Source organism: Shewanella algidipiscicola, from assembly GCF_900380485.1.
Classification (GTDB): domain Bacteria; phylum Pseudomonadota; class Gammaproteobacteria; order Enterobacterales; family Shewanellaceae; genus Shewanella; species Shewanella algidipiscicola.
The window spans coordinates 337740-354489 of sequence record NZ_OXJV01000017.1; the positions used below are offsets into that span (position 1 = coordinate 337740).

Annotated in this window: 15 protein-coding genes; 8 read left to right on the plus strand and 7 right to left on the minus strand. The window is 48.6% G+C overall.

Annotation, left to right across the window (positions count from 1 at the left end; genetic code table 11):
* Positions 1 to 209: 209 nt before the first annotated feature.
* The 4 genes from DN599_RS13695 to DN599_RS13710 all read left to right on the plus strand — a co-directional run bounded on the left by DN599_RS13695 (position 210) and on the right by DN599_RS13710 (position 2987).
* Positions 210 to 803, plus strand: a complete 594-nt coding sequence (locus DN599_RS13695) for a LysE family translocator (RefSeq protein ID WP_110458140.1) — start codon at positions 210 to 212, stop codon at positions 801 to 803.
* Between the two features lie 115 nt (positions 804 to 918).
* Positions 919 to 1434, plus strand: a complete 516-nt coding sequence (locus tag DN599_RS13700; RefSeq protein WP_110458194.1) for a DUF1415 domain-containing protein — start codon at positions 919 to 921, stop codon at positions 1432 to 1434.
* 39 nt (positions 1435 to 1473) lie between these two features.
* A complete protein-coding gene (locus DN599_RS13705) occupies positions 1474 to 2223 on the plus strand; it encodes a ribonuclease H family protein (protein ID WP_110458141.1) in 750 nt (249 codons plus the stop codon).
* A gap of 110 nt (positions 2224 to 2333) precedes the next feature.
* Positions 2334 to 2987, plus strand: a complete 654-nt coding sequence (locus DN599_RS13710; RefSeq protein WP_110458142.1) for a cupin domain-containing protein — start codon at positions 2334 to 2336, stop codon at positions 2985 to 2987.
* Between the two features lie 20 nt (positions 2988 to 3007).
* On the opposite strand, the gene DN599_RS13715 is transcribed toward DN599_RS13710, so the two are convergent.
* Together DN599_RS13715 and rnk are read right to left on the minus strand one after the other, a co-directional pair.
* A complete protein-coding gene (locus DN599_RS13715) occupies positions 3008 to 4054 on the minus strand; it encodes an NAD(P)H-dependent flavin oxidoreductase (RefSeq protein WP_110458143.1) in 1047 nt (348 codons plus the stop codon).
* A gap of 408 nt (positions 4055 to 4462) precedes the next feature.
* Positions 4463 to 4876, minus strand: a complete 414-nt coding sequence (gene rnk / locus DN599_RS13720) for a nucleoside diphosphate kinase regulator (RefSeq protein WP_110458144.1) — start codon at positions 4874 to 4876, stop codon at positions 4463 to 4465.
* 874 nt (positions 4877 to 5750) lie between these two features.
* Here rnk and DN599_RS13725 point away from each other — a divergent pair.
* The 3 genes from DN599_RS13725 to DN599_RS13735 all read left to right on the plus strand — a co-directional run bounded on the left by DN599_RS13725 (position 5751) and on the right by DN599_RS13735 (position 9839).
* Positions 5751 to 7667 carry a methyl-accepting chemotaxis protein gene (locus DN599_RS13725; RefSeq protein WP_110458145.1) on the plus strand — a complete coding sequence of 639 codons (1917 nt, stop codon included), beginning with the start codon at positions 5751 to 5753 and terminating at the stop codon, positions 7665 to 7667.
* A 297-nt stretch (positions 7668 to 7964) separates the two neighbouring features.
* Entirely contained in the window at positions 7965 to 8399 is a 435-nt protein-coding gene (locus DN599_RS13730; protein WP_110458146.1) for an LETM1 domain-containing protein, read from the plus strand.
* 78 nt (positions 8400 to 8477) lie between these two features.
* A complete protein-coding gene (locus tag DN599_RS13735; protein WP_110458147.1) occupies positions 8478 to 9839 on the plus strand; it encodes a leucyl aminopeptidase family protein in 1362 nt (453 codons plus the stop codon).
* An 82-nt stretch (positions 9840 to 9921) separates the two neighbouring features.
* On the opposite strand, the gene DN599_RS13740 is transcribed toward DN599_RS13735, so the two are convergent.
* Complete coding sequence (locus DN599_RS13740) at positions 9922 to 11517, minus strand: ABC-F family ATPase (RefSeq protein WP_110458148.1); 1596 nt, start codon at positions 11515 to 11517, stop codon at positions 9922 to 9924.
* Between the two features lie 280 nt (positions 11518 to 11797).
* On the minus strand, positions 11798 to 14107 hold the full coding sequence (locus DN599_RS13745) for a heavy metal translocating P-type ATPase (RefSeq protein ID WP_110458149.1): 2310 nt from the start codon (positions 14105 to 14107) through the stop codon (positions 11798 to 11800).
* A 95-nt stretch (positions 14108 to 14202) separates the two neighbouring features.
* Here DN599_RS13745 and DN599_RS13750 point away from each other — a divergent pair, with 95 nt between their 5' ends.
* On the plus strand, positions 14203 to 14592 hold the full coding sequence (locus DN599_RS13750; RefSeq protein WP_338054442.1) for a MerR family DNA-binding protein: 390 nt from the start codon (positions 14203 to 14205) through the stop codon (positions 14590 to 14592).
* A 3-nt stretch (positions 14593 to 14595) separates the two neighbouring features.
* On the opposite strand, the gene DN599_RS13755 is transcribed toward DN599_RS13750, so the two are convergent.
* The 3 genes from DN599_RS13755 to mmsB form a co-directional block, all read right to left on the minus strand.
* The gene (locus tag DN599_RS13755) at positions 14596 to 14826 is read right to left on the minus strand and encodes a hypothetical protein (RefSeq protein ID WP_204165133.1); all 231 of its coding nucleotides are present in this window, start codon (positions 14824 to 14826) and stop codon (positions 14596 to 14598) included.
* Between the two features lie 217 nt (positions 14827 to 15043).
* Positions 15044 to 15802, minus strand: a complete 759-nt coding sequence (locus tag DN599_RS13760) for an SDR family oxidoreductase (RefSeq protein WP_110458151.1) — start codon at positions 15800 to 15802, stop codon at positions 15044 to 15046.
* A 4-nt stretch (positions 15803 to 15806) separates the two neighbouring features.
* Complete coding sequence (mmsB, locus tag DN599_RS13765) at positions 15807 to 16706, minus strand: 3-hydroxyisobutyrate dehydrogenase (protein WP_110458152.1); 900 nt, start codon at positions 16704 to 16706, stop codon at positions 15807 to 15809.
* Positions 16707 to 16750 lie beyond the last annotated feature (44 nt).

The following is a 16750-nucleotide window of genomic DNA, read 5'->3' on the forward strand; positions in this document are numbered from 1 at the left end:
TTGACCAACATTTTTAGCCCGCTTTTACCACCGCTTTTGTTCCCCCCTCTTTAAACAAGCAACAAGGGATTATCACCCTATCGCAAGCAGGGTAACAAATCCTGCCGCAAGCATAGCGCCGATATGATGACTGACATTTTTTACTGGCAAGGCGTGATATTCTCAGCGATGATGTGCCACTGACTTTAAGCGACTATACGATTACGTCCATGGAACTTGTCTTGGCTATTGCGCTGTTTGCGTTTTCATCTGGTATTACCCCAGGGCCTAATAACATCATGTTGATGTCTTCAGGGGTCAACTTTGGTATCAAACCCAGTTTGCCTCATCTCGCGGGGATCTGTATTGGCTTTCCTGCCATGGTGCTGGCGATAGGCCTAGGCTTAAGCACCCTGTTTCAACGTTACCCCATACTGCATGTCGCCATAAAATATATTGGCATCACCTACTTACTCTATCTTGCCTGGCTGATCGCGAATAGCAGCAGTAAGATGGAGGGCAAACACACTAGTCGACCACTCAGTTTTATCCAGGCCGCGGCTTTTCAGTGGGTTAACCCTAAAGGCTGGATCATGGCGGTGGGCGCGGTAGCCACCTTTACCACCCTAGAGCAACCGCTCACAGGCCAAGTGCTCACCATTGCCTCGGTTTTTTTAAGCGTGGCCTTTCCCTGTGCCATCGTCTGGTTAGGCTTTGGGGTTGCTTTAAAACGGTTACTAAAAAACCAACGGCAACAAAAAGCGTTTAACATCACCATGGCACTCTTGCTTGTGCTGTCTATCATCCCTATGATCGCGCCTTAATTCTCCCCAACGATTACGCCGTCATAGGCTTAGGGGATATTGATAATAATGGAGACACTAGGTGACACTGCAACGACCAGCAACCGATGACTTTACCCAGGCCATAGCCACCGAGATGCAGCATTGGGTCGAACGGGTCATCATGAAATACAATATCTGCCCATTTGCCCGCCAAGAGGTGTTGGCCGATACCATACGTTACCAAGTCGTGGAAAACCGCCAACTGGATGACGTGCTCAACGCCTTAATCGATGAATGCCAACTGCTCGATGCCCATGGCGAGATAGAAACCACGCTACTGATCTTACCGCGCGGATTTGAAGGGTTTTACCTCTATCTGGATTTGGTCGACATGGCCAATGATCTGCTTATTGAGCAAGGCTATGAGGGGATTTATCAACTGGCCAGCTTTCACCCTGATTACTGTTTCGATGGCGAGCCACAAGATAGTGCGGCCAACTACACTAACCGTGCCCCTTATCCGACACTGCATATTATTCGTGAAGCGAGCATGGAACAGGCGCTGGCCAATTATGCTGATCCCGAGTCGATCCCAGAGCGTAATATCGCCTTTGCCGAACGTAAAGGCACTGAATTTTTCGTTAAACTCTTGCATGACTGCAAGCAATAATACTCACAACGATTGGCACAAGGTTAAGACGAGATAAACATGGCAACAAAATATTATGTAGTTTGGGCAGGACGTGAAACTGGTATTTTTACCAGTTGGCCTCAAACCAAAGCCTTAGTCGATGGTTTTGCAGGCGCCCGCTATAAGTCATTTAAAACCGAAGCCGAAGCCAAAGCCGCTTTTGCTAAAGGTGGCGTCAGTGCCCGCCCTAGCCCATCGGCTAACAAGCCGAAGAGCCAAGCAACAGCAACAGCCAGCGCCGCGCCTGACAGTGATGTGGATATCTATACCGATGGCGGCTGTGAGCCCAACCCCGGCAAAGCAGGATCTGGGCTAGCACTGTATCGACAAGGTGAACTTGCCGAGCTGTGGTACGGTTTATATAACCCTAAGGGGACCAATAACACCGCAGAATTAAATGCCCTATTGCAAGCACTGCTGATGGCAAAAACCGAACTTGCGCGCGGTAACAGCGTTCATATTCACAGTGACTCTCAATATGCCTTAAATTGCATTACCAATTGGGCTTATGGCTGGAAAGCCAAAGGTTGGAAGCGCAAAACCGCAGGCGACATTGCTAATTTAGAGATAATCCAACAGGCCCACACCCTGTATGATGAGCTCAAAACTGAGCTAAAAATATCCCATGTTGCCGCCCACGTAGGCATTGAGGGTAATGAACTCGCCGATCGCATGTCAATCTATGCTATCGATAAGCAAGACAGTGACTTTAATCGTTACCCTGCGCCATTTTCGCTCGATGAGATACTGGCACTGCGCGCCGGATAATCGGCCTATTACGCGCAATATGGTCGCACTAATCTAGCGCGACCATAACTACCCCGTTTGAGCCCACTTGGGCTTAAACATAACCCATCAATGAGTTAGGGAGTCACAATATGTTCAACATGGATTTCACTCAGCGATTGGCTATCGACACCCAGCAGCAAGACTGGCAAGCAAGCCCAGCCAAAGGGGTATGGCGTAAGCCACTTGAGCGTGAAGCCAAAGAGTCTGGGCACACCACCAGCATAGTCAAATATGAGGCGGGCTCGGCGTTTGCCAGTCATACTCACCCACTGGGTGAAGAGATTTTAGTGCTTGAAGGTGTATTTTCTGATGAACACGGCGACTACCCTGCCGGCAGTTACATCCGTAATCCTCCCGGCAGCCAACACGCCCCCTTTAGCCTGCAAGGTTGCACCTTATTGGTTAAGCTCAATCAATTTGCTCCACATGACAGTAGCACTGTGCGCATCGACACCCGTAATACTCCTTGGCAACAAGGCATAGGCGGCTTGCAAGTCATGGGCTTACATCAGTTTGAACATGAACATGTAGCCTTAGTCAAATGGCCTGCGGGCGAGCGCTTTCAGCCCCATCGCCATTTTGGTGGCGAGGAGATCCTAGTGCTCTCGGGTGAGTTTCGTGATGAATTCGGGGTATATCCAGCCCATACTTGGCTGCGCAGCCCGCACATGAGCGAACATTTCCCCTACGTTGAACAAGAAACCGTCATTTGGGTTAAAACCGGCCACCTGCCAGTGATATAGCCGAGCCTAAACAGGTCTGTTTATTGTATTTTCCCCGCCAGTGACAGGGTCAGCTCGCTGGCACAAATGGCACGACAAGCTTGGCTATTTTGCCCACACCACAAGGGTGAGAAATCGCTGTTATAGTGTTTTTCTGCCACTTGTCTCAATTGCGTCAACTCAATTGCGGCATAGGGGAAGTCTGGCGCGTGTGGGCTCATGTAGCCCAATTCTCGCATCACACGATTAACAATGCCCCGCGCAGGACGCCCTGAAAACACATTGGTAATGGCAGTATGCATAGCAGCATCAGTGGTGATCGCGGCGCGATGCAGCGGCGATGTAGTGGCTTGGTTCGTCAACAGATAAGCCGTGCCCACCTGTACCCCAACCGCCCCCAAGGTGAGTGCAGCTTTAACCCCTTGATGACAGCCAATCCCGCCTGCGGCAATCACAGGCACCTGGACTTGACTCGCCAATTGCGGCACCAACGCCGCCAGTCCCATTTGGGTTGACACATCACGGGTTAAGAACATGCCACGGTGACCGCCAGCCTCAAAGCCTTGGGCAATGATGGCATCGACACCTTGGGCCTCGAGCCAAAGTCCCTCTTTGAGTGTGGTCGCCGACGAGATCACCTTAGTGCCCCAGCTTTTAACCCGTTTAAGCAGTATTGGCTCAGGCAAGCCAAAATGAAAACTGATAATGGGCGGGTTGAATGCCTCGACAGCATCGGCCATCTCATGACTAAAAGGAACTCGGCTAGCACCGTTTGGCTGGCTTTCACATTCGACCCCCAGCTCATTAAAATAAGGCGCTAATTGTGTCTGCCAACTGGCGTGTTGCTGCGCATCATAGGCTTGCACCTGATGACAAAAAAAATTGAGGTTAAAGGGGTTCGCCGTGGCGCGCTTAATAGTATTGATTTCATCTATCACTTGCTCTGGCGTCAACATACCGCATGGTAAGGAGCCTAAACCGCCAGCATCACTAACGGCTATCGCTAATGCACTGCCTTGTACCCCGGCCATGGGCGCTTGAATGATCGGCAGTTCAATACCCAACAGTGATTTCATTTGATGATCCATAAGCAACGTCCTTTGTGGGCTATGGTTGTAGCGTTAGTGACACAACCCCTTATCTCCGTGGTTTGTATCCGTGTGTGTTGCACTTTTATTGGCGACCCAACTCAAGCGCTGGTGCTCAAGGCAGGATTAAGAGTATCGACAGTCTCCGGGAGAGACCATCATGTGATGAACAACGCCCCACTTGGCTGTAGCGATTTTATCCTCAAATACCAAAGGTTATCGCTTGAATAAAGAGTCAGTCTAATAAATAGTGAGCCCAATTATCAACTCATTCAATCAATAACCTGTTCAATACAAGAGTTATTTCAATAAGAGACTTTGAGCTCACGTTAAAACGGGAGGTTTTATCTGACACTCGCCTGAATTAAGCCTATTGGGTGTAGCCTTGGCAATATTCAGTCATGACGTTTATAAGTGATATTCGCCCGCTCGCTCAGGTTGATATTCAACCGCGATGATCTTAACCAATAACTGACCTCCTCCTGGTTTTGGCCACTCAATTTCATCACCTTCTTTTAACCCCAGTAGCGCACTGCCCACTGGGGCCAAAATTGAAATTTGACCCACATCGCCATTGTGGTTTTGAGGATAAACCAAGGTCAACGAGAACTCCTTGTCCGATGAGGCCACTTTAAAGCGCACTGTCGAGTTCATGGTCACTATGTTAGCGGGCATCTGCTCTGGAGGCAGGATCTTTGCCCGCTCAAGCTCAGTCATTAAATCATCAATTTCAGCGATATGCTGGCCATCTAACGAATCAATCATTTTTTCTAATCGAGCTAAGTCGATAGAAGATACTGTAATATTTGGCTTCTTACTCATAATTAATCTACCTAACCTTTGTAAATTTATTATTATCACTAACGCATCACCGTCAAGGCATGCGGTTAGGCTCAAACGCGTTCACTGTAATGCAACGCCGAGCCGACTATCTGATCTAGGCACTTATGATTGAACTTTCCCCATCATAAGTCCCATATTATCCAAAACAGAGCAAGACAAACATCGCTCCTTTACCCTCCAAAAACTGAATTTTCGTTAATGAGTGACCGACCATAATCATGGCAATAAAGCCTAAAATAGGCAACGGATTAAAACATTAAACCGAACACAACAAAATAATAAGATTAAAAATAAAAATCTTATTATTTCATAGCGATAAAACTTATAAATTAAAAACTATTTAAAAGCAATTGACGATATTGAGATGATGTAGAGGTGTAAAACCATGATAAAACTTGCACGATAATGACAGCTTAATAAATAGCATCTAAAACTTCAATACAAGATTCAGTTGAGAATTTATTGATTGTGAGATACCGGCGCTATTAAGTCAAAATCACTCCCTGTAAAATGCTTAGCGTTATGTAACAGCATTCACCCCACTCAGGATGCGAACATACAATTATGCTAAAAAATAGCAACCTAGATGCTAGCTGTGTTACCAAAAGTTAGCTAAAGCGAGACATTATTGTAATTACGGCAAGATACGGACATTTTTATAGGTAAGATTCCTTGTTCTAGATCAAGTTTACTCTAGAATTGTCGCTGTATATTCAAGAGTCAAAACAAGCTCGGCTCACTTACAAACAAACGGATAAACATAAAAAGGGAATTCGTTGTGTTTAGCTATGTCACCATTTAATGTGATTGGCTGCCTACGAGGCAGGCAATCGAAAAAGTAAAGGGTCAACAAGTGTTTAGAAATTTAACCATCGGGACTCGCCTCGCAGGCGGCTTTACCAGTTTAGTGGCGCTGACTGTCGCCATTATGGCAATCTTCTATCTAGTCAACTCCAACCAATTGATCTCCGAAGCAGAGAAGCGAGAAATGGAGAGCCTCTATGGCGCCGCCAGCTCGCAAATTAACACTCAGGCGCTGTTTGCTGAAGCCATGAGCGCGATTATCGCCAATCAACCATCAGTAAAACAAGCCTTCGCAGAGGGCAACCGTGCTGAGCTGACCCGCGAATTCAAGCCCGTTTTTGATGTGCTTAAACAGCACTATGGCGTAGCGCAATTTCAGTTTCATACCGCCCCTGCCACCTCCTATCTACGCTTGCATAAACTAGACAAATACGGTGACGACCTGTCCAATTTACGCGAAACAATTGTACAAGTGAATCGCACACGTCAACCCGTTAGAGGCATGGACGGTGGCGTTGCTGGCATTGGTATTCGAGGCTTAGTCCCCATGAATTACCAAGGGCAACATACAGGATCGATTGAGTTTGGTCTTAACCTATCTCAAGATTTCGCCAACCGATTTAGCCAAGCATTTGGTAGCAATGTGGATATTGCGATTCATGCCGTCAACAATGGTAGTACCAAGGTGTTAGCTTCGACCATTAATGGGCAATCGTTCGTCAACCAAGACACTATCTTAGCGGCGTGGAAGGGACAAACCGTTATTAGCCAAAATAATAGCCAAAGCCGCCCATGGGCGACATTAGTCAAAAATATTAATGACTTCTCTGGTAAACCTATTGCAGTTGTTGAAATTGCGATGGACAGAAGCTTTTATGCTCATTCTGCCAATAAGACGCGCAATTTCGTCATCATCATGGCCATCGCTGCCATAGCATTTGCCATGTTTATTGCCTATTGCTTGTCGCAAACCATTATTAGACCATTGAAATCGACTGTCACAACCCTGCAAGATATCGCCGAAGGTGAAGGCGATCTGACCCGCAGGCTAGATGAGAGCGGTCAAGATGAACTCAGTAATTTAGCCAAAGGCTACAATCAATTTATCTCTAAAATTCAAGAACTGATACAGCAAGTGGCCGACTCAACAAATCAGATGGCTGCCGCCACAGAAGAGTTATCGGCAGTCGCTGATGAAACTCGCCAAGGCGTTGTGACCCAGCGTGACCAAACCACTCAAGTGGCCACCGCCATGACCGAAATGGCCGCCTCTATCCAAGAGATAGCGGGCAATACTCATAACGCCGCAACCAATGCACAATCAACCACTGAAGTCGCCTTAGAGGGCAATCGCACGGTTGCGCGCAGCGTCGATGCGATTCACTCTCTTGCGGCAGAGGTCGAGCAAGCCTCGCAAACCATCCGCGATCTGCAAGTGCAAAGTCGCAGTATTGAGCAAGTCCTTGAGGTGATCCGTAATATTGCCGAGCAAACCAACCTACTCGCCCTCAATGCCGCGATTGAAGCGGCGCGCGCAGGAGAGGCTGGCCGCGGTTTCGCCGTGGTGGCCGATGAAGTGCGTAACCTCGCCCAGCGTACCCAGCAGTCCACGGGGGAAATTGAAGAGATGGTGGCAGGTATTCAAAGCGGTACTCAAGATGCGGTCAATGTGATGCAGCGCAGTAGCCAAAAGAGTAATGATGCCGTCACTGAAATTGCGGGTACCCAAAGTACGCTCAACGAGATAAACCACTCAGTAGAGGCGATCCACGACATGAATATCCAAGTGTCGGCCGCCGTGGAGCAACAATCATTAGCCGCAGAAGAGGTCAACCGCAGCATTACCACCATTAGTGATATTGCAGAGCAGAGCGGCCAATCGGTGGAGCAAACCGCACAGGCGTGTGACGATCTGGCTAGACTGGCAGCGGGATTACAGGTATTAGTGGCGCGTTTTCGCGTATAGCCCTGAGTCAGTATTGACTCACTTACCCCGTTAGGTGTTAGCACCTAACGGGGTAAGCCCCTAAGATCCATCAGCCTAGATGCCAGCAAAACTGGTCACCAAACTCTTTCAACGAACCGCCACCGACCTGTTTAGCCACAGTCTCTTGTTGTCCCATTAGCCTCATCTTAATAAACGACGCAACGCAATTGTGATCCGCTTTTTGATATTATCTACAACGCAAAAAAAACGACCAAAAGGCTCTATCGCGCAGAGATAAAAGTAGGTGTCAGGATGACCCTATGAGACAATTGAGCAATGAAAATTTATCGTAAATTACATAAAGCGCCTTTTAGGGTATTTCATATCAGTCGGCGTCGAGCGGGCCTGCGTTTAAAACGCGATATGCTGGTACTTAAAGATGCCCTGTCACAAGAAAAACAGGAAACCAAAGAGATGTTGGTGACCTACAAACGCTACACTCGTAAACAGGCGAGTAAAGATGAGTTAAAGCTAGCCAATAGACAGTTAGCCGATCTTATTAAGGGCTTAGGTTTAGGCGTTTTTGCCGTGTTACCCTTTGCGCCAATCACTATCCCCATAGTGGTGAAACTGGCTAAGGTGGTGGGCGTTGAGATACTGCCTAGCTCTTTCAATAACTTATCAGAGCGAAAGGCCCATCTTAACCGTGTGGCCCAACAGCATAAACGAGATATACAGGTTGTAGAAAAAGTCAGCAATACCCCGCAGTAAATCACCCGCCACATTCACCTTGTGGCGCTAGCGTGATAATCTTAATTGATTTTTTGACCTCAAATAAGATGATACCCAATGACTCCACTACTTATAACTGGCTCCAACGGCATCCCCTTGTCGATCATTGCAACTGAAGATTTTTCACAATGGCATGAACAATTGCCAGCAGCACAACAAAATTGGCTGAAAACCACCCAGTTTTCAGGCAAAGGATTAAGCCTTATCCCCGCCGCAAACGGAGAGCTAGCACAGGTTGTTTATGTCAGCGACTCACCCGATGCCTACTGGGTTTGCGGCGATATCGTCAACCAACTGCCCGCCAATCAGTACTACCTCAATGCCAGCGAAGCTCAATGTAAAGTCGCGGCTTTCAGTTGGGTATTAGGGGCTTACAAGTTCGATCGTTACAAGAAAAATGATAAACAGTATCCTCAACTTGTTATTGATAATGCCGCTTTGGTCGCCAGCACATTAAAGCTGGTACGTTCGGTGACCATAGTACGCGATCTGGTTAACACCCCTGCTGCCGACATGATGCCACAAGATTTGGGCGACACCATGGAGGCCTTGGCTGAAGAGTTTGGCGGCCGAGTGACGCAAATCATCGGCGATGCACTGCTTGAGCAAAACTACCCCACCATCCATATGGTTGGCCGTGCCAGTGACAACCAGCCGCGGCTTATCGATTTAACCTGGGGCGATGAAAACGCGCCTAAAGTGACGCTAGTGGGTAAAGGGGTCTGTTTCGACTCGGGCGGTTTAGACCTTAAACCCGGTGCAGGCATGCGCTTGATGAAGAAAGATATGGGCGGCGCGGCCCATGTGATTGGTTTAGCCCATCAAATCATGGCCAGTAACCTGCCTGTGCGCCTGCGCGTACTGGTACCCGCGGTAGAAAATGCGGTCTCGGCGAATGCATTTCGCCCAGGCGATGTGATCACCACCCGTAAAGGCTTAACCGTTGAGATTGATAACACCGACGCTGAAGGCCGCTTAGTCTTGTGTGATGCCCTTGCCGATGCCAGCGATGAAAAGCCCGATCTGTTGATCGACTTTGCCACCTTAACCGGCGCCATGCGTATCGCCTTAGGTACTGAATTACCAGGCTTCTTTAGTAATGATGACGAAGTGGCAGCAGGTATTACCGCCGCAGGACTTAAGGTTGAAGATCCCGTCTGGCGCATGCCGCTGCATAAAGCCTACTTTGATCTTACTGGCAGCGATATTGCCGACTTAGCCAACTGTGGTAAGACGCCTTTTGGCGGCGCGATCACCGCCGCCTTGTATCTTGAAGCCTTTGTGGATGACAAGGTAAGCTGGAGCCATTTTGATGTCATGGCATGGAACAACCGCACCTTACCCGGTCGCCCCATTGGCGGTGAAGCCTTTGGTATTCGAGCGGTGTTTGAATATCTAGCACAACGTTTCGTTAAATAGCCGTTTTAAAACAGCCAACCAACAAAAAGCCCAAGGCAATGTAATTGCCTTGGGCTTTTTTATCAATGAGGCTTAGCGGCGATTAGGCATCGACACCCTTGCTACGCAAGAACTCATCGTAAGTACCTCTGAAATCGTTCACGCCATCGGCGGTGATCTCAATAATACGGGTGGCGAGTGATGATACAAATGCGCGGTCATGACTGACAAACAACAATGTGCCTTCATACATCTCTAGTGCATTGTTGAGCGACTCAATCGATTCCATGTCCAAGTGGTTGGTTGGCTCATCCATAACCAAGATGTTGGGCTTTTGCATGATGAGTTTACCAAATAGCATACGGCCCTTTTCACCACCTGATAACACCTTGACTGACTTCTTGATGTCATCAGAGCCAAACAACATGCGGCCTAAGTAACCACGAACGCTTTGATCGTCATCTTCTGGCTTGCGCCACTGGCTCATCCAGTCAAATAAGGTCATGTCGTTTTCAAAATCAGACTCATGATCCTGGGCGTAATAACCTATGGCTGAGTTTTCAGACCATTGGATGCTGCCTTCATCTTGTGGAATATCATGGATGAGGGTACGTAACATGGTGGTTTTACCCACACCGTTTTCACCCAGTACCGCAATACGCTCGCCCACTTCAGCAATCAGGTTAACGCCTTTAAATAGTGGCTTACTATCGAAACCTTTAGCTAAATCTTCAACCACTAATGCGTTGCGGAACAGTTTCTTTTCCTGCTCGAAACGGATAAATGGATTCACACGGCTTGAGGCTTTCACCTCTTCAAGCTTAATTTTATCAATCTGCTTGGCACGTGAGGTCGCCTGTTTCGCTTTAGAGGCGTTAGCCGAGAAGCGTGCAACGAAGCCTTGAAGTTCAGCAATTTGCGCTTTCTTCTTAGCGTTATCAGACATCAAACGCTCACGAGCTTGGTTAGCCGCCATCATATACTCATCGTAGTTACCCGGATAAACGCGCAGTTCGCCGTAATCCAAGTCAGCCATGTGAGTACAGACAGAGTTTAAGAAATATCTATCGTGCGAGATGATGATCATGGTGCTGTTACGCTGGTTGAGCATCTCTTGTAACCAACGAATGGTGTCGATATCCAAGTTGTTGGTAGGCTCATCGAGTAGCAAGATATCTGGGTCACTAAACAGTGCCTGAGCAAGCAGCACACGCAGCTTAAAACCTGGTGCGATTTCGCTCATCAAACCAAAGTGTTGCTCAAGCGGAATACCCACGCCCAGCAATAATTCACCGGCGCGAGATTCGGCGGTATAACCGTCCATCTCAGCAAATTCCATCTCAAGCTCAGCCACTTTAATGCCATCTTCTTCACTCATTTCTGGCAAAGAGTAGATGCGGTCACGCTCTTGCTTGACTTTCCACAGCTCAGCATGGCCCATGATCACAGTATCAACCACGTTGAACTCTTCATAACCAAACTGGTTCTGGCTTAACTTACCTAGACGCTCGTTGACATCGAGTGACACGTTACCCGAAGTAGGCTCAAGCTCGCCGCCTAAGATCTTCATGAAGGTTGATTTACCACAACCATTAGCGCCGATAAGACCGTAGCGATTGCCGCCGCCAAATTTGACTGAGATGTTTTCAAACAGCGGCTTAGAGCCAAACTGCATGGTGATATTAGCTGTTGTGATCAATGTGAAATTCCGAAATTAGTTAAGCGAAGCGCTGCCAATGATGACCATCTGATACCCAAACTGGCTAAAGACACTCAGTCAAGGCTGCAGTGATGATACACCGCGCTAAAAGGGACAAATTAAAGCGCGCTACTATAGCGATTTAGGTGGTAATTAGCAATGACAACCCTAAAGATTCCCCAGAAAAGCTGCATAAAATATCGACACCATGACGTAGCCAAGCTACGTCATGGCTAACAACAACTAACAACCAACCCAGCCCGAAGAGAGTGCGCTCCCTCTATTTTTCATGAGAAATGGCTCCTAAACGCAATCCTCGTAATCGATTGGCATTAGTTACCACAGTCAAAGAAGACAGCGCCATCGCTGCGCCCGCCACCACAGGGCTAAGCAACCAGCCAGTGAACGGAAACAAGACGCCAGCGGCCACAGGGATCCCCAAGGTGTTATAAATAAAGGCACCAAACAGATTCTGCTTAATATTGTTCATGGTGGCGTTAGCCAGCATAAAGGTATCGGCCAAGGTCATTACGCGTTCAGAAAGTAAGGTGATACCCGCACTCTCTATCGCCACATCCGTACCGCTGCCCATCGCTATGCCGACATCGGCTTTGGCTAACGCAGGGGCATCGTTAATGCCATCCCCCACCATAGCAACCACTTCCCCTTTTGATTGACGCGCTTCGATAAGCGCCAACTTTTGCTCTGGACTCACCTCGGCGATAACATCGCTAATGCCCACCTGCTGCGCGACGGCCGTTGCGGTGTGCTGATTATCGCCACTGAGCAGTACCACTTTTTTGCCTTGTTGCAACAGGGCTGCCACCGCTGCTTGAGCATCGGCCTTTATGGGATCGGCAATCGCCACTACGGCCTGTAGATGACCATCTAAGGCACAATAAATCGGCGTTTTTCCTACTTGGGCAAAATCACTGACATGGCTTGATGCTAACGCAATATCGCCAATCTGCTCTGCTTGCATTAACTTAAGGTTACCGGCCACCAATGTATGGCCACCCACCTTGGCCACAATTCCTTGGCCGGTAATATTGTTAAAACTGTCAACCTCACCAAGCACTAATTCACGGCGTTTTGCCTCTGTTATCATGGCCGCCGCTAAGGGGTGCTGTGAACGCTGCTGCGCGCTGGCCAGCAAGGCAATTAACTTATCTTCACTAAGAGGACTTGGCGCTTCATTATCGACACCTTGATTGCCTGCAAGCTGATTGTCACGGGTCATCTCGGCGATCGTGACCACATCGGTAACAGCAGGCTTGCCCTGGGTGATAGTGCCCGTTTTATCGAGCACTACTGTGGTCACTTTACTGGCCGTCTGCAACGCTTCACCATTTTTAAGCAACACGCCCATCTGCGCCGCACGGCCCACCGCCACCATGATCGACATCGGCGTCGCTAGCCCTAGTGCACAGGGGCAGGCAATAATCAATACCGTAGTTAACACCACCAGCGCGTGGCTCAACTGGGGTGCAGGCCCCACCACAAACCACACTATGGCGGCAACAATGGCGATCAACACCACCACAGGAACAAAATAGGCAGCAATTTTATCGGTCAACCTGCCGATGGGCAGTTTCGAGGTTTGCGCCTGTTGCACCAGTTCGATAATTTTTGCCAGTTTAGTCTGCTGTTGTTTGGCGGTGACCCGATAAACTAGGCTGCCATTTTCATTGACCGTCCCAGCACTTAGTTTATCCTCAGGTTGCTTCTCTACCGGCACTGGCTCACCGGTTAACATCGCTTCATTGATCAGCGCCTGCCCCTCAAGTACGTCACCGTCCAGTGCTACACGCTCACCAGGTTTAAGGCGCAACTTGTCCCCAATCTTAATGGCGCTAATCTCGACAATTTCATCGCCAGCATCTGTCACTCGAGTGGCGCTGGTCACTTGCAAACCAATCAGTTTACTGACCGCCTCACTGGTTTTACCGCGTGCACGCAGTTCCATCGCATGGCCTAGATTAATTAAGCCTAAAATCATCACACTGGCCTCAAAATAAACATGGCGGGTGTCTGCTGGGAACCACTGGGGTATGACAACCACCAGCATAGAATAGAGCCACGCCGAACTGGTGCCCAACACAATAAGGGTATCCATATTGGCGCTGCCTGCCTTAAGCGCGCTGTACATGCCACGATAAAAATGGCCACCTGTGGTGATAAGCAGTACAAAAGTGAGCCCCCCCATGATCCCCCAGCCCACTTGCTGTGCGGGGCTGTTGATCATCATCTCATAACCTAACAATCCCCACAGCATCATAGGCACACCGAGCGCAAGCGCCGCCATGGATTGCCATAACCGGGTGTGGTACTCCTTACGCTCATTTTCTTGCCGCTCTTTGATAGCTAACTGCTGGTCGATCACTTGCTGACCGGGATAGCCGGCGTTTGCTAATGCGCTAGCCACCCGCTGCGCCTGAGCTATCCCCACCACTGTCACCTGTTTATCGGCAAGGTTGACTGATGTCTCGACCTGCTCACCATCGCTAGCTAACGCCGCCATGGCCTTATCAATTTTGGCTACGCAGCTGGCGCAATTCATGGTCGGCACATAAAAGGTGAGTTTATCCATGGGTATGACTCCTCTGTGATGGATACTAATTTGTCTTTCTCTACCATCAAGCGTAATGTCTCCCCTAATGGGAGAGTCAATGTGTGGGGTTAACTATGATCAATATTGGTGAGGCAGCAAAACTAACAGGCTTATCGGTTAAAAGCATCCGCTATTATCACGATATCGGTCTCGTATGTGCCGAGCGTGGCGATAACGGTTACCGTTATTACAACCATACTCAATTGGATGAATTGCATTTTTTGCATCACTGCCGTGAACTTGGCTTCAGCCTAGAGGACTGCCGTGCGCTACTGAGTTTAAAAAGTGATACCGGCCGCTGCGCCGAAGATGTCAAGCGCATTGCCAATGTGCATCTTGCAGAGATTAACCGGCGCATCGAGCAACTGAGTCAACTGAAACAACAACTGAGTGACTTGATCGATCACTGCGCAGGCGGCGCCCAACCAGACTGCGCCATTTTAAAAGGCTTAAGCGGAAAATAGCGCTTAATTTGAACGCTTAAAGGGTAATTTTTGCATTAACCAACGCTGAGTGTTGCGCTGTTGCTGCGTGTTTAAACCAAAATAGATACATAACCAAGGAGAAAGCAAAATATACCAAGGTAACTGCGGCCCTTGTGGCTGAAACAACAGATAAAAGAAGCCACTGTAAATCACTAACACACCCACAATGCCAACCAGCAACATCAACTGCTTGGCCACTTTTTCTATCCACATAATCTCTGCCTAACCTCTTATGACCTATATAATTAGTGTACAAGGTATTTAAATGTTGCTCACATAATCGCAGACAAATATCTAAGACTCGCTGCGATGTATATGACATTTATGACGGAACAAGCTGGTTAAGTATCACTCATTTAGCTCATTGATGAAATGGGCCAACAAAAAACGGGCATACGCCCGTTTTGCTTGGTGAATCAAAACAGTTAACTTAAATACGAATGCCACCGTCGATTTCAAATACTCGGCCGTTAACATAATCGTTTTCGATGATAAATTTAACCGTTGAGGCTATCTCACTCGCTTGACCTAAACGGCCAACCGGCACCATCTTCTCAAGACGCTCAAGCGCTTCTGGCTTCATGGCCGCTGTCATCTCGGTTTCTATCACACCGGGTGCTACGGCTGCGCTGCGAATATTATAGCGCGCGAGCTCTTTCGCCCAACCAACCGACATCGCAGCGACACCGGCCTTTGACGCCGCATAGTTGGTTTGACCAATATTACCGGCCTTAGCAAGACTGGAGATATTGATGATCACGCCCTGCTGCTGTGATTCAATCATGGCGGCTGCCGCTTCACGGCCACACAAGAATGACCCCGTCAGATTCACATTGATCACCGCTTGGAATTGCGCAAATGACATACGGTCGGTCACCTTGCCATCTTTGGCTTTGACCAACATGCCGTCGAGCAAAATACCAGCATTGTTGATTAACACATTTACTTGCCCGAAATCTTCTAAGATGTAGCCAAACCCCGCCACGACATCTTCTTCATCGGTGATATCAAAAGCGTAACCTTGAACTTCGGTCGCCGCGCCAATATCGGCGCAGGCGCGTTCGAGTTTTTCTTGATCGACATCGATAAGCGCCAATTTCGCCCCAGCAGCCGCTAACTCTTGTGCCATCGCAAAACCAAGTCCGCCTGCGCCACCTGTGATGACGACTACCTTATCTTTTAAATCCATCAACTTACCCTTTGTTATTAAACTGCTCAAAAATACTCGAAAAATCACGCTTACCGTTACCTTGGCGGGCATGATTGACATATAAACTGCGTGCCAAGGATCCCATAGGGGTACTGGAATTAGACAGCAGCGCCGCTTCTTGCGACAAGCCTAAGTCTTTTACCATTAAATCCACCATAAAACCGCCTTGGTAACCGTTCGATGACGGCACGCTTTGCATCACACCTGGACAGGGATTATATTTATCTAGCGCCCAATTACCACCACTACTGACTTTCATGATCTCAGAAAGCACTTGTGGATCAAGACCATGATCTATCCCCATCTGTAATGATTCACTGGTGCCAACCATTAAGACCGACAGCAACATATTGTTGCAGATCTTAGCCACTTGCCCAGCGCCAGCGGCGCCCGCGTGGAATATATTCGCACCCATGGCATTTAATACCCCTTGGGCTTGGTCAAAGGCACTGTCACTACCGCCACAGATAAACGTAAGCGTGCCAGCACTCGCGCCGGCGGTACCGCCCGATACGGGCGCATCGATAAATTCTAACCCTTTAGCTTTGGCTTGCTCGGCAACAAAACGCGCGCTCTGGGCATCAATGGTCGAGCAATCGATCAATAAGGTACCTTGGCCAACCACGTCGATAATCCCTTTATTGGTATCGTCGCCAAGGTATAAGGCGCGCACATGCTTGCCCGCAGGTAACATGGTGACCACGATATCGGCCGCTGCCGCAGCGGCGCAGGCACTCGGCGCTGGGATGGCGCCTTGCTCACTCACATGATGCAGCGCATCTTTAGACAGATCGAACGCTTTAACGGTAAAACCCGTTTTTACTAGGTTAACCGCCATTGGGCCGCCCATGTTACCTAAACCAATAAATGCAACCGTACTCATATTTCGCTCCTTATAGGGGCTAAGTTGATAGGGTAATGGTCGCG

What these genes read in the sequence shown, in the direction of transcription:
- DN599_RS13700 (WP_110458194.1), top strand. Translation starts at nt 919, where the DNA reads ATGCAGCATTGGGTCGAACGGGTCATCATGAAATACAATATCTGCCCA.
- DN599_RS13730 (WP_110458146.1), top strand. Translation starts at nt 7,965, where the DNA reads ATGAAAATTTATCGTAAATTACATAAAGCGCCTTTTAGGGTATTTCAT.
- DN599_RS13760 (WP_110458151.1), bottom strand. Translation starts at nt 15,802, where the DNA reads ATGGATTTAAAAGATAAGGTAGTCGTCATCACAGGTGGCGCAGGCGGA.
- DN599_RS13695 (WP_110458140.1), top strand. Translation starts at nt 210, where the DNA reads ATGGAACTTGTCTTGGCTATTGCGCTGTTTGCGTTTTCATCTGGTATT.
- rnk (WP_110458144.1), bottom strand. Translation starts at nt 4,876, where the DNA reads ATGAGTAAGAAGCCAAATATTACAGTATCTTCTATCGACTTAGCTCGA.
- DN599_RS13710 (WP_110458142.1), top strand. Translation starts at nt 2,334, where the DNA reads ATGTTCAACATGGATTTCACTCAGCGATTGGCTATCGACACCCAGCAG.
- DN599_RS13715 (WP_110458143.1), bottom strand. Translation starts at nt 4,054, where the DNA reads ATGGATCATCAAATGAAATCACTGTTGGGTATTGAACTGCCGATCATT.
- DN599_RS13755 (WP_204165133.1), bottom strand. Translation starts at nt 14,826, where the DNA reads ATGTGGATAGAAAAAGTGGCCAAGCAGTTGATGTTGCTGGTTGGCATT.
- DN599_RS13705 (WP_110458141.1), top strand. Translation starts at nt 1,474, where the DNA reads ATGGCAACAAAATATTATGTAGTTTGGGCAGGACGTGAAACTGGTATT.
- DN599_RS13735 (WP_110458147.1), top strand. Translation starts at nt 8,478, where the DNA reads ATGACTCCACTACTTATAACTGGCTCCAACGGCATCCCCTTGTCGATC.
- DN599_RS13745 (WP_110458149.1), bottom strand. Translation starts at nt 14,107, where the DNA reads ATGGATAAACTCACCTTTTATGTGCCGACCATGAATTGCGCCAGCTGC.
- mmsB (WP_110458152.1), bottom strand. Translation starts at nt 16,706, where the DNA reads ATGAGTACGGTTGCATTTATTGGTTTAGGTAACATGGGCGGCCCAATG.
- DN599_RS13750 (WP_338054442.1), top strand. Translation starts at nt 14,203, where the DNA reads ATGATCAATATTGGTGAGGCAGCAAAACTAACAGGCTTATCGGTTAAA.